Raw genomic sequence first — 12,480 nt, forward strand, 5'->3', positions numbered from 1 at the left:
TGCATCGGCAATACCCAGGTCATGCGCCAGGCGCTGGAGTGCTGCCACAAGGGCTGGGGCAAGTCGATCATCATCGGCGTGGCCGAGGCCGGCGCGGAGATCTCGACGCGTCCGTTCCAGCTGGTGACCGGGCGCGAATGGAAAGGCTCGGCCTTCGGCGGCGCGCGTGGCCGCACCGACGTGCCGAAGATCGTCGACTGGTACATGGAAGGCAAGCTCAACATCGACGACCTGATCACGCACACGCTGCCGCTGGAGCGCATCAACGACGGCTTCGACCTGATGAAGCGCGGCGAGTCGATCCGTTCGGTGGTGTTGTACTGAGGACGGTGCCGACATGGAACTGATCTCTCAACATGGCTGCCACGGCGGCGTGCAGCGCTTCTATCGCCATGACTCGGCGGCGATCGGGCTGCCGATGCGTTTCTCGGTCTACCTGCCGCCGCAGGCTCAGGCTGGCGCACGGGTGCCGGTGCTGTTCTACCTGGCCGGCCTGACCTGCACCGAAGAGACCTTCATGATCAAGGCCGGCGCGCAGCGTTTTGCCGCCGAGCACGGCCTGATGCTGGTGGCACCGGATACCAGCCCGCGCGGCGCGGGCCTGCCCGGCGAAGCGGATGCGTGGGACTTCGGCGTGGGCGCAGGATTTTATCTCGATGCCACCGAGGCACCGTGGCAGAAGCACTGGCGCATGGAATGCTACGTCGCCGAAGAACTGTTCGAACTGGTAACCAGCGCGTTGCCGGGCGATGCCGCGCGCGTCGGCATCTTCGGGCATTCGATGGGCGGGCACGGTGCGCTGGTGCTGGCGCAGCGCCATCCGCAGCGCTTCCGCTCGGTGTCGGCGTTCGCGCCGATCGCGGCGCCGTCGCGCTGCCCGTGGGGCGAGAAGGCCTTTACCGGCTATCTCGGCAGCGACCGCGCCGCCTGGGCGCAGCATGACGCAAGCGAGCTGATGGCGCGCCAGCCGGCTGCGCCGTTCCCCGCCGGCATCCTGATCGACCAGGGCCTGGACGACCAGTTCCTGCTAAGCCAGTTGCATCCGGACGCGTTCGCCGCGGCCTGCCAGGCCGTGGGCCAGCCGCTGACGCTGCGCCGGCACAGCGGCTACGACCACGGCTACTACTTCATCACCAGCTTTATCGCCGACCACATCCGGCACCACGCCACGCAGCTGTAGCCTCGCACTCAGCCTTCCGCCACGCGGCGGTAGGCCCCCGGGCGCGATCCGGTCCAGCGCCGGAAGGCCCGGTGGAACGCGCCGGGTTCGGCAAAGCCGAGCTCGGCCGCGATATCGGCGACCGCGCGCCCGGAATGGCTGAGCGCTTCGATCGCCAGGTCGCGCCGCAGCGCATCCTTCAGATCCTGGTAGCTCACGCCCTCCTCCATCAGCCGGCGCCGCAATGACGATGCCGACAGGTTCAGGCTGACGGCCAGGTCTTCGAAGGTCGGCCACTGGTCCGGCCTCTGGTTTCGCAGCAGCCGGCGCACGCGCGCCCCCATGCTGCTGCGGTCCGAATACTTGACCACCACGTTGTGCGGCGCGTCGCGCAGGAACGCCTTCAGGCTGCGCTCATCCTGGCGCACCGGCTGCTCCAGCAGCGCCGCGTCGAACACCAGCGCCGTCGCCGGCTGCGCGAACGCCAGCTGGCGCGAATACATGACGCGATACTCGGCGCTGTACGGCGGTTCGGCATAGGCGAACGCCGCCAGCCGCACCGGCACGCGCCGCCGCAGCAGCCAGCTCATCAGGCCATGCAGCATGATCAGCATGGTCTCCTGCGCAAACACGCCGGGCTGCCGCCCCAGGTGCGCGCTCGGCGTGGTCAGCACCAGCGCGGCCTCGTCGCCGTGGCGCTCCAGCCGCACCCCGATATCGTCGAGCAGCAGCCGGAAGTACCGCGTGATGCGCTCCAGCGCCTGCGCCAGCGTGCGGCTGCCCGCCACCGCATGGCACAGCATGGCAAAGCTGCCGCACTTCATGCTGCGCGAATCCTGGCCAAAGAACTCGTCGTCCAGCGCCGCGGCCACCGCCAGCCACAGTTCGCTGTAGCTGGCAGCCGAAACCCGCGCCTGCGGCACGGTCAGCAGCGCCGGGGCAATGCCGGCGCTGCGCAGCACCGGATCGGGGTCGATGCCGCGCGCGCGCAGTCCCGCAATGGCGTGGTGGACGAAACAGATGGCGACACTGCCTTTTTCCATGGCGCTGGCGGGTGGCAAACGAGTTCACGAAGATTGGCGGATTTTGGCATAGGAGCCGGCCCCGGGCGTTCCTACACTGCCCGCAGGTCAAACGCCGAGCGCGCATTCTGCCTGAGTTGCCGCGCGGCTCCAAACGCCCACCCAATCTGCCATGCACAGCGACTACACCGAAGAGCAAACCATGATCCGCGACAGCGCGCGCGCCTTTGCCACCGAGCGGCTGGCCGGCGGCGCCGCGCAATGGGACCGCGAGGGCCGCCTTCCCGACGAAATCGTCGCCGAAATGGGCGCGCTCGGGCTGCTGGGCATGATCGTGCCCGAGGAATGGGGCGGCACCTATACCGACTATGTCGCCTACGCGCTGGCCATCGAAGAAATTGCCGCGGGCTGCGCTGCCTGCGCGACGATGATGAGCGTGCACAACTCGGTCGGCTGCGGTCCGATCCTGCACTACGGCACCGATGCGCAGAAAGAACGCTACCTGGCCCGGCTGGCCAGCGGCGAGTTGATCGGCGCGTTCTGCCTGACCGAACCGCAGGCCGGCTCCGAGGCGCACAACCTGCGCACGCGTGCCCGCTTTACCGACAACGGCTGGGTGCTCAACGGCAGCAAGCAGTTCGTCACCAACGGCCAGCGCGCGGGCGTGGCGGTGGTGTTTGCCGCCACCGAACCAGAACGCGGCAAGAAAGGCATCTCGGCGTTCCTGGTTCCCACCGACACGCCCGGCTTTATCGTGCACGCCCCGGAAAAGAAGCTGGGCATCCGCGCCTCGGACACCTGCGCCATCACGCTGGAAGACTGCATGGTCCCGCACGACGCGCTGCTGGGTGAGCCCGGCGAGGGCCTGCGCATCGCGCTGTCCAACCTGGAGGGCGGACGCATCGGCATCGCCGCGCAGGCGATCGGCATCGCCCGCTCGGCATTCGAGGCCGCATGCCGCTACGCGTCCGAGCGCATCCAGTTCGGCCGCGCGCTGCGCGAGCATCCTCCTATCGCCAACATGCTGGCCGACATGGCCACCGAACTCAATGCCGCGCGGCTGCTGGTGCATCGTGCCGCGCGCATGCGCAGCGACGGGGTGCCCTGCCTGTCCGAAGCCTCGCAGGCCAAGCTGTATGCGTCGGAACTGGCCGAGCGCGTGTGCTCCAAGGCGCTGCAGATCCACGGCGGCTATGGCTACCTCGAAGACTATCCGGTCGAGCGCCATTACCGCGACGCCCGCATTACCCAGATCTACGAAGGCACCAGCGAGATCCAGCGCATGCTGATCGCGCGCAGCCTCTGACCCCCTCTACTCCCCTCTTCCTTGCAGAACAACACCCTCCCGGAGACAACCATGACTGCCGTGCCCAACACCGCCACTGCCGTGCCGACCGTACCGCTGCTGATCAACGGCGAATGGGTGGACTCGTCCGCCACCGAATTCCGCAACGTGGTCAACCCCGCGACGCAGGAAGTGCTGGCGCGCGTGCCGCTTGCCACCGCCAGCGAAGTCGCGGCAGCCGTGGGCGCCGCGCACCGCGCCTTTGCCACCTGGCGCCACACCCCGATCGGCGCGCGGCTGCGCGTCATGCTGCGCCTCCAGGCGCTGATCCGCGAGCACAGCAAGCGTATCGCCGCGATCCTGACCGCCGAGCAGGGCAAGACCCTGGCCGATGCCGAAGGCGATATCTTCCGCGGGCTGGAGGTGGTCGAGCACGCGTGCTCCATCGGCACGCTGCAGCAAGGCGGCTTTGCCGAGAACGTCGCCGCCACCGTCGACACCTACACGCTGCAGCAGCCGATCGGCGTCTGCGCCGGCATCACCCCGTTCAACTTCCCGGCTATGATCCCGCTGTGGATGTTCCCGATGGCGATCGTCTGCGGCAATACCTTCGTGCTCAAGCCGTCCGAGCAGGATCCGCTGTCGACCATGGAGCTGGTCAAGCTGGCGCTGGAAGCCGGCGTACCGCCGGGCGTGCTGAACGTGGTGCACGGCGCCAAGGACGTGGTCGATGCGCTGTGCACGCACCCGGACATCAAGGCGGTGTCGTTCGTCGGCTCCACCGCCGTCGGCACCCACGTCTACAACCTCGCCGGCGCGCACGGCAAGCGCGTGCAGTCGATGATGGGCGCCAAGAACCACGCGGTGGTGCTGCCCGACGCGCACAAGGAACAGACCCTGAATGCGCTGGCGGGCGCCGGCTTCGGCGCGGCCGGCCAGCGCTGCATGGCGACTTCGGTGGTGGTGCTGGTGGGCGCGGCGCGTGACTGGGTGCCCGACCTGGTGGCGCGCGCCAGGACGCTCAAGGTCGGCGCCGGCGCCGAGCCGGGCACCGATGTCGGCCCGGTGGTTTCGGTCGCGGCAAAGGAACGCATCCTGGGCCTGATAGCCGCCGGCGAGCGTGAAGGCGCCACGCTGGTGCTGGATGGGCGCGGGGTGGAGGTCCCGGGATATCCGCAGGGCAACTTCATCGGCCCGACCATCTTCACCGACGTGAAGACCGACATGTCGATCTACACCGAAGAGATCTTCGGACCGGTGCTGGTGGTGATCGGCGTCGACACGCTGGACGACGCCATCGCGCTGGTCAACCGCAACCCGTTCGGCAACGGCACCGGCGTGTTCACGCAGAGCGGCGCCGCCGCGCGCAAGTTCCAGAGCGAGATCGATGTCGGCCAGGTCGGCATCAACATCCCCATCCCGGTGCCGGTGCCCTACTTCAGCTTCACCGGCTCGCGCGGCTCCAAGCTGGGCGACCTGGGTCCGTACGGCAAGCAGGTGGTGCAGTTCTACACCCAGACCAAGACGGTGACGGCGCGGTGGTTTGACGACGCCACGGTCAATGACGGGGTGAATACGACGATCAGCTTGAAGTAAAGGCTCATCGCCACAGCGCCTCCCTTCCCGCCGGTTGGCTCCCCTCTCCCGCATGCGGGAGAGGGGTTGGGGGAGAGGGCAGGCGCTGGCAGTACTGTTATCCCACAAGAAAACTGCTGCATGTGAAGGCCCGGCTTCCTTGGACTAACGCAGTAGCCACTTGACACGCCCGCCCTCTCCCCCGCCGCTCTCCCGCGAGCGGGAGAGGGGAGAAAACCGGCGGGATGCGAAACGCTTCGTAGAAGGAGACACCCATGCATATCGCCTTCATCGGCCTGGGCAACATGGGCGCGCCCATGGCGCGCAACCTGCTCAAGGCCGGCCACACCCTGACCGTATTCGACCTGAACGCCGCCGCGGTGGCATCGCTGTGCGCCGAGGGCGCGGGCAGCGCGGACTCGGCGCGCAAGGCCGTGGCCGAGGCGGATTTCGTCATCACCATGCTGCCGGCGGCCGCGCACGTGCGCAGCGCCTACCTTGGCCAAGACGGCGTGCTGGCAGGGGTGCGCCCCGGCGTGCCGCTGGTCGACTCCAGCACCATCGACCCCGCCACCGTGCGTGAACTGGCCGCCGCGGCCGAGGCGCGCGGCAATGCGCTGGCCGATGCGCCGGTCTCCGGCGGCACCGTCGGCGCGCAGGCCGGCACGCTGACCTTCATGGTCGGCGCCTCCGACGCGCTGTTCGCGCAGGTGCGACCGGTGCTGGCCGGCATGGGCCGCAACCTGGTCCACTGCGGCGGCACCGGCACCGGCCAGGTCGCCAAGATCTGCAACAACCTGATCCTGGGCATCTCCATGATCGGTGTCTCGGAGGCGATGGCGCTGGGGGTCAAGCTCGGCATCGATGCCAACGTGCTGGCAGGCATCGTCAATACCTCCACCGGCCGCTGCTGGGCTTCCGATACCTGCAATCCCTGGCCCGGCGTGATCGAGACCGCTCCCGCCAGCCGCGGCTACAGCGGCGGCTTCGGCGCCGACCTGATGCTCAAGGACCTGGGCCTGGCCGCGGACGCCGCGCGCAGCGTAAAGCAGCCGCTGTTTCTCGGCGCGCTGGCGCAGCAGGTCTACCAGGCCGTGAGCCATGCCGGCGACGGCCATCTCGATTTCTCCGGCGTGATCCGCCAGTACCTGTCCGCCGCGGACAAGGAGCACCAGCAATGATCGAGTTTGCCCTGCACGGCCACGTCGCCACGCTGACGCTGAACCGGCCGCCCGCCAACGCGTTCACCGCCGAAGGCCTGCAACAGTTGCGCGAGCTGGTGGCCAGGATCGACGCCAACCCGGAGGTCCGCGCCGTGGTCGTCACCGGAGCCGGCGAGAAATTCTTCAGCGCTGGCGCCGACCTGAACGGCTTTGCCGAAGGCGACCGCGCCCACGCGCGCGTGATGGCGCAGCAGTTCGGCAGCGCCTTCGAAGCTCTGCAGAATGCGCGTCCGGTGGTGATCGCCGCGATCAACGGCTATGCCATGGGCGGCGGGCTGGAATGCGCGCTGGCCTGCGATATCCGCATCGCCGAGGAGCAGGCGCAGATGGCGCTGCCCGAAGCCGCCGTGGGGCTGCTGCCGTGCGGCTGCGGCACTCAGACGTTGCCGTGGCTGGTGGGTGAAGGCTGGGCCAAGCGCATGATCCTGACCAACGAGCGCGTCGACGCGGCCACCGCGCTGCGCATCGGGCTGGTGGAGGAAGTCGTGCCGCGCGGCCAGGCCCTTGCCACGGCGCTGGCGATGGCCGAACGCGCCGGCAAGGTCAGCCCGCGGGCCGCCGCGCACAGCAAGCGGCTGGTGCACCTGGCGCGCCAGGGCGTGCCGCGCCAGGCCGCGCTGGCGCTGGAGCGCGAGCGCTTTGTCGACCTGTTCGACGATGCCGACCAGCGCGAGGGCGTCAACGCCTTCCTCGAGAAACGCGCGCCGCAATGGCGCAACGCCTAGGAGCGCGCCATGCGCCTGACCGAAGAAACCAAGGCCGCCAACCTGGATGTGGCCGAGCCCGAGGTGCTGTTCCAGGTGGTCAACGGCGTCGGCATTGCCACGCTGAACCGGCCGCGCCAGCTCAATGCCCTGTCGTATCCGATGGTCGTCGCGCTCGGCGCGCAGGTCGAAGCCTGGGCGAACGACGACGCCATCCGCGCGGTAGTGTTGCGCGGCGCGGGCCCCAAGGCCTTCTGCGCCGGCGGCGATATCCGCGCGCTGACCGACAGCTATCGCGACGGCACGCCGCTGCACCGGCGCTTCTTTATCGACGAATACACGCTGGATTACCGCCTGCACCGCTATCCCAAGCCGCTGGTGGCGCTGATGGACGGCATCGTCATGGGCGGCGGCATGGGCCTGGCACAGGCCGCGCATCTGCGCGTGGTCACCGAACGTTCGCGCGTGGCCATGCCCGAGACCGGCATCGGCCTGGTACCGGATGTAGGAGCCAGCCACTTCCTGTCGAAGCTGCCGCTGCCGCTGGCGCTCTACCTTGGCCTGACCGGCGTGAGCATCGGCGCGGCCGATGCCTTGCTGTGCGGACTGGCCGATGCGGCGGTGGACAGTGCCACGCTGGCCGGACTGGAGCAAACCCTGGCCGGCATCGAATGGGGCCATGACACGCTCGCGGACCTGCGCCGCGCGCTGGTCCGCGAGCCCGTTGCCAGCGCCGCCGAGGCGCCGCTGCTGCAAGTGCTGCCGGCGCTGCTGCAACATTTCGCGGGACATGCCACGCTGCCGGAGATCCTGGCCGGACTGGCTTGCCAGGCCGACCCCGCCTACACCGCATGGGCCACCCGCACCATCGACGTGCTGCGCACCCGTTCGCCGCTGTCCGCCTGTGCCACGCGCGAACTGCTGCTGCGCGGGCGCAGGATGGACCTGGCCGACTGCTTCCGCATGGAACTGGCGGTGGTGGTCAACACCTTCGCACAAGGCGATTTCGTCGAGGGTGTACGCGCGCTGATCGTCGACAAGGACAACGCCCCGTGCTGGCGCGTCACCAGCTATGACGCGGTGGACGATCTCCAGGTCCAGGCGCTGTTCCGGCCGTGGTGGGCGCCGGGCGAGCAGCCGCTGCCTCTGCCCCACTGAGCGGATGCGCCGCCGTGAGCCTCGATGCGCTGCTGGCGCGCAGCCCCTGGGCCGCGGCACTGACGCCCGCGCAACGCGACCGTGTGCGTGCCGAACTGCGCGAGCGCACGGTGCCGCAAGGGGCCTATGTCATCCGCAAGGGCGACCGGGCCGACAGCTGGCTGGGCGTCGCCGACGGCTTGGTCAAGGTGCATTGCGCCTCGCCGTCCGGCAAGCGTGCCACGCTCACCGGCGTGCCGGCCGGCGGCTGGCTCGGCGAAGGATCGCTGCTCAAGCGCGAGGCGCTGCGCTATGACGTGGTCGCGCTGCGCGATTCACGCATCGCCTGCATGCCCGGTGCCACCTTCCGCTGGTTGCAGGAAACCAGCCTGCCCTTCAACCGCTACCTGCTCGACCAGCTCAACGAACGGCTCGGCCTGTTTATCGCCACCGTCGAGCATGAGCGGCTGCATGGCATCGAGGGCCGCGTGGCGCGCGCGCTGGCGACGCTGTTCAATCCGGTGCTATGCCCCGGCCTGGGTCGGGCGCTGCACCTGACGCAGGAGGAAGTGGGCCTGCTGGCGGGGATCTCGCGCCAGCGGGCCAATGCGGCGCTCAAGGTGCTGGAGAGCGAAGGCTTGCTGGCGGTCGAGCACGGCGCCGTTCATGTGCTCGACCTGGAGGCGCTGCGCCGCTATTGAGCGCTGCGCGGGTTCATGCCTGTGCGGCCGTCGAGGGCTTCACCAGCCCGTCCGCCCGGAACATCGCCTTGATGCCTCGCACCGCCTGCCGGATGCGCGATTCATTTTCGATCAGCGCAAAGCGCACGTACTCGTCGCCATAGTCGCCAAAACCGATGCCCGGCGATACCGATACCTTGGCCTTGGCCAGCAGCTGCTTGGAGAACTCCAGCGAGCCCAGCGCACGGTAGGGTTCGGGAATCCGCGCCCAGATATACATCGAGGCCTTGGGGATTTCCACCGGCCAGCCCGCCTCGATCAGACCGCGCGCCAGCACGTCGCGGCGCGACTGGTATTGCGCGGCGATCTCGCTCACGCATTGCTGGTCGCCTTCCAGCGCGGCGATGGCCGCGATCTGCAGCGGCGTGAAAGTGCCGTAGTCGTGATAGCTCTTGATGCGCGTCAGCGCCGCCACCAGGTCCGGGTTGCCGACCATGAAGCCCACGCGCCAGCCCGCCATGTTGTAGCTCTTGGACAGCGTAAAGAATTCCACCGCGATGTCCTTGGCGCCCGGCACCTGCATGATCGACGGTGCCTTCCAGCCATCGAAGACGATGTCGGCGTAGGCCAGGTCGTGCACCACGAAGATATCGTGCTTGCGCGCCAGCGCGATCACGCGCTCGAAGAAGTCCAGCTCCACGCATTGCGCCGTCGGGTTGGACGGGAATCCCAGCACGATCATCTTGGGCTTGGGATAGCTGCCCCGGATGGCGCTCTCCAACTCGGCAAAGAAGTCGATGCCCGGCACCAGCGGCACCGAGCGGATATCGGCCCCGGCGATGACCGCGCCGTAGATGTGGATCGGATAGCTGGGATCGGGCACCAGCACGGTGTCGCCGCGATCCAGCGTGGCCAGCATCAGGTGCGCGAGGCCTTCCTTGGAGCCGATGGTGACGATTGCCTCGGTATCCGCATCGATGTCGACGTCATAGCGCTGGCGGTACCAGTGCGAGATCGCGCGGCGCAAGCGCGGAATGCCCTTGGATGCCGAATAGCCGTGCGTATCGGGGCGCTGCGCCGCTTCGGTGAGCTTGGCCACGATATGCGCCGGCGTGGCGCCATCTGGGTTGCCCATGCTCATGTCGATGATGTCCTCGCCACGGCGGCGGGCGGCCATCTTCAGCTCGGCGGTGATATTGAAAACGTACGGGGGAAGGCGATCGATGCGCGCAAAGCGGCGCTTGCCGGAGGAAGCGGCAGTCATGAGGGAGTCCTTTACGTAAGCGCCCGGAACCGTCCGAGCGACGTCGGCAGCTTTTGTCTCGGCTGCCGGGGACTCATGTTAGCGGGGATGCGGCCATTGCACAACGGGCGTGTGCAACTTGCCTAGAGCCTGCCGCCCGGCAGACCGGTCGGCCGGTTCGCGGGCAGATGGCGCACGATGCAGTCCAGCGCGGGAGAATCGGAGCGCCCACCCAGCGCCGCACTGACCGAATCGCGGTACTGCTGCGCAGAGATGCGCTGGTAGTACAGGCGCGAGGTTTGGTCCAGCCAGTAGACGTAGTCGTCGTCGCTGCGACTGCCACTGGTGCGCAGCCACTCGCTGATATTGTTCGTCCCGACCATCATGTTCGGGCACGCGGTCTTCAGCGAATCGAGATAGGCATTGAAGTCGGTGGCCTGGCGGTTGCGCACGGCGTCCGGCGCACAGGCGGCGAGCAGCGCCATGGATACCGCCGCGGCCCCAGCAGCGCGCAACGGTCTGGATGCAGTCAGCACGGCAGTCCCCTTGGACAGTAGCGATGCGTGCCATCTTATGGCAACACATCGCCCGCGTACACCGTGCCGCCCGCGTTGCTCAGTCGTCCAGTGTCTCGTGCACCGCCGACGCCCCGCGCTTCCAGTAGGCGGAGGCCCGGATGCGCTTCTTGTCGATGCCGCGCTCCGTGACCAGGTACTGGCGCACGGCCTTCATCGCCGCGCCCTCGCCGGCGGCCCACACATAGCCCTCGCCACGCGGCAGCGACAGCTTGCGCAGCGCGCCTTCCAGCAGGCTGCCTTCCGGCGCATCGCCGCGATACAGCCAGTGCAGGTCGACCTTTGCCGCGCTCGGCAGCGGGATCTGCGCAGCGGCATCGCCCACTTCCACCACGACGATCGCATGGGTGTCGGCGCCCAGTTCTTCCAGCCGGCGCGCGATCGCCGGCAGCGCCGTATCGTCGCCGACCAGCAGGTGCCAGTCGAATCCCGTCGGCACCACGAACGAACCGCGCGGCCCGCCCACGCCAAGGTACTGGCCCGGCCGCGCCTGTGCCGCCCACGTCGACGCGGGGCCATCGCCATGCAGCACGAATTCGAGGTCCAGCTCTTGCTTGGCCGCATCGTAGCGGCGCGGCGTGTAGTCGCGTGCCGCCGGGCGCGGCTGGCCCTCGGGGAACGCGATGCCGTCCGCAGTAACCTGCGGCAGCACCGGCTTGTCATCGCCGGCAGCCGGGAAAAATACCTTGACGTGATCGTCGAACGACGCCGAGACAAAGTCCTGCAGGTCGGCGCCGCCCAGCGTCACGCGCAGCAGTTGCGGCGAGACCTGCGTGGTGCGCACCACCTGCAGCAGGCGCATCTTCAGCGGATGGCGCACGCGCTCGACGGTCAGGTTGCGTGCGGGTTCGGTAGCGTTTGTCGTCATATCGGAATTCCTTGTCTGCGCGCCCTGCGCCTGCCGGGCACGATTGCCGAAGGCCGATGCCAGGGTCAGCGCCATGGTTCAGGCCCGCGGGCCCGCTTCGATCTCAGCCGCCGCGCGCGCCAGGATCGCGGCAATGCGGCGCTGCTCGTCGGCACTTGCTTCACTGCGCATCACCAGCGCCTGCTTCAGCGCGGCGCGCGCCTGCATCAGCTCGGGCAGCCAGCCGCCCTGCTCCGGCTCAGGCTGCTGCTCGCCGCGCATCGCCCGGCGCATCCACTCCATCTTGCGCGCCACATGGCGCAGCCGCGCCACCATCACGTCGACCCGCTCGCGGTTGGCCGCCAAATGGGCCTTGCCGGTCTCCGACAACTGGTAGCGCTTCTTGTTGCCTTCGGTGTCGACGGTGGCAAAGCCGACTTCTTCCAGGTAGGTCAGCGCGGGATAGACCACGCCGGGGCTCGGCTTGTAGAAGCCGTTGGTACGCGTCTCCAGCGCCTTGATCAGCTCGTAGCCGTGGCTGGGCTTTTCTTCCAGCAACGACAGCAGCAGCAATTGCAGGTCGTCCGCGCTGAACTTGCGGCCGCGGCGCCAGCCTTCTTCGTCGAAGCCGCCGGGGCCGCCTGGACCGAATGCGTCATCGTCGCGACCGCCCCAGAAGCTGCCGTGGCCCCGGCCCATGGCGTGATAAGCCATGTGCGGAGCAAGGCGCATGATGAGGTGGCGGGCCCTCCCGAGAAAGTCCGGATGGGAGCCGAAGCCGTGGTGATGCGGGTGGTGGTGATGCATAAAGCTCTCCAGTATGTCGCCAGACATATCTTACGATATATATCGTACGAGCTAAAGTCAAGGATTCCCGCTTTACCGGGCACGCACCGCCGGGACTGACATACGTGGGCTGGCGTACCAACCCGGGTTGTCTATCGTCCCGCCGCTTTCCAACATTCATTTAACGCCAAGCATCGCGACAGACGGTGCAGCGGCCGGCACGACAGTGAACAACAACAGGCCA

12 protein-coding genes and 1 pseudogene are annotated in these 12,480 nt (G+C 68.2%); 8 read left to right on the forward strand and 5 right to left on the reverse strand.

Going from position 1 to position 12,480, the window contains the following annotated elements:
• Both C7416_RS18290 and fghA read left to right on the forward strand, forming a co-directional pair.
• Positions 1-324: pseudogene (locus C7416_RS18290) on the forward strand (S-(hydroxymethyl)glutathione dehydrogenase); the annotation flags it as partial.
• Positions 325-337: 13 nt separating this feature from the next.
• Positions 338-1,180 carry an S-formylglutathione hydrolase gene (fghA, locus tag C7416_RS18295; protein ID WP_111520251.1) on the forward strand — a complete coding sequence of 281 codons (843 nt, stop codon included), beginning with the start codon at positions 338-340 and terminating at the stop codon, positions 1,178-1,180.
• Between the two features lie 8 nt (positions 1,181-1,188).
• Here fghA and C7416_RS18300 read toward each other — a convergent pair whose 3' ends face one another.
• Positions 1,189-2,202: an AraC family transcriptional regulator gene (locus tag C7416_RS18300; RefSeq protein ID WP_111520252.1), complete on the reverse strand. Its 1,014-nt coding sequence runs from the start codon at positions 2,200-2,202 to the stop codon at positions 1,189-1,191.
• 151 nt (positions 2,203-2,353) lie between these two features.
• Here C7416_RS18300 and C7416_RS18305 point away from each other — a divergent pair, with 151 nt between their 5' ends.
• The 6 genes from C7416_RS18305 to C7416_RS18330 all read left to right on the forward strand — a co-directional run bounded on the left by C7416_RS18305 (position 2,354) and on the right by C7416_RS18330 (position 8,806).
• Positions 2,354-3,487: an acyl-CoA dehydrogenase family protein gene (locus C7416_RS18305; RefSeq protein WP_111520253.1), complete on the forward strand. Its 1,134-nt coding sequence runs from the start codon at positions 2,354-2,356 to the stop codon at positions 3,485-3,487.
• A gap of 51 nt (positions 3,488-3,538) precedes the next feature.
• Positions 3,539-5,062 carry a CoA-acylating methylmalonate-semialdehyde dehydrogenase gene (locus tag C7416_RS18310; RefSeq protein WP_111520254.1) on the forward strand — a complete coding sequence of 508 codons (1,524 nt, stop codon included), beginning with the start codon at positions 3,539-3,541 and terminating at the stop codon, positions 5,060-5,062.
• 254 nt (positions 5,063-5,316) lie between these two features.
• Positions 5,317-6,222: a 3-hydroxyisobutyrate dehydrogenase gene (gene mmsB / locus C7416_RS18315; RefSeq protein ID WP_111520255.1), complete on the forward strand. Its 906-nt coding sequence runs from the start codon at positions 5,317-5,319 to the stop codon at positions 6,220-6,222.
• Positions 6,219-6,989, forward strand: a complete 771-nt coding sequence (locus tag C7416_RS18320) for an enoyl-CoA hydratase (RefSeq protein ID WP_111520256.1) — start codon at positions 6,219-6,221, stop codon at positions 6,987-6,989. Before mmsB ends, C7416_RS18320 begins: the two co-directional genes overlap by 4 nt.
• A 9-nt stretch (positions 6,990-6,998) precedes the next feature.
• Entirely contained in the window at positions 6,999-8,126 is a 1,128-nt protein-coding gene (locus C7416_RS18325) for an enoyl-CoA hydratase/isomerase family protein (protein WP_111520257.1), read from the forward strand.
• A gap of 14 nt (positions 8,127-8,140) precedes the next feature.
• Positions 8,141-8,806, forward strand: coding sequence for a Crp/Fnr family transcriptional regulator (locus C7416_RS18330; protein WP_111520258.1), 666 nt, complete (start codon positions 8,141-8,143; stop codon positions 8,804-8,806).
• 13 nt (positions 8,807-8,819) lie between these two features.
• Here the strand turns inward: C7416_RS18330 and alaC are convergent, their stop codons facing one another.
• From alaC to C7416_RS18350, 4 genes are all read right to left on the reverse strand, one after another.
• Entirely contained in the window at positions 8,820-10,049 is a 1,230-nt protein-coding gene (gene alaC, locus C7416_RS18335; RefSeq protein ID WP_111520259.1) for an alanine transaminase, read from the reverse strand.
• A 122-nt stretch (positions 10,050-10,171) separates the two neighbouring features.
• Positions 10,172-10,564, reverse strand: a complete 393-nt coding sequence (locus C7416_RS18340) for a hypothetical protein (RefSeq protein WP_111520260.1) — start codon at positions 10,562-10,564, stop codon at positions 10,172-10,174.
• A gap of 79 nt (positions 10,565-10,643) precedes the next feature.
• On the reverse strand, positions 10,644-11,471 hold the full coding sequence (locus C7416_RS18345) for a siderophore-interacting protein (protein WP_181461270.1): 828 nt from the start codon (positions 11,469-11,471) through the stop codon (positions 10,644-10,646).
• A 78-nt stretch (positions 11,472-11,549) separates the two neighbouring features.
• Positions 11,550-12,257 carry a PadR family transcriptional regulator gene (locus tag C7416_RS18350; RefSeq protein WP_111520262.1) on the reverse strand — a complete coding sequence of 236 codons (708 nt, stop codon included), beginning with the start codon at positions 12,255-12,257 and terminating at the stop codon, positions 11,550-11,552.
• Positions 12,258-12,480: the final 223 nt, after the last annotated feature.

Origin of the sequence: Cupriavidus phytorum, from assembly GCF_003254285.1 — a bacterium.
GTDB lineage: Bacteria > Pseudomonadota > Gammaproteobacteria > Burkholderiales > Burkholderiaceae > Cupriavidus > Cupriavidus phytorum.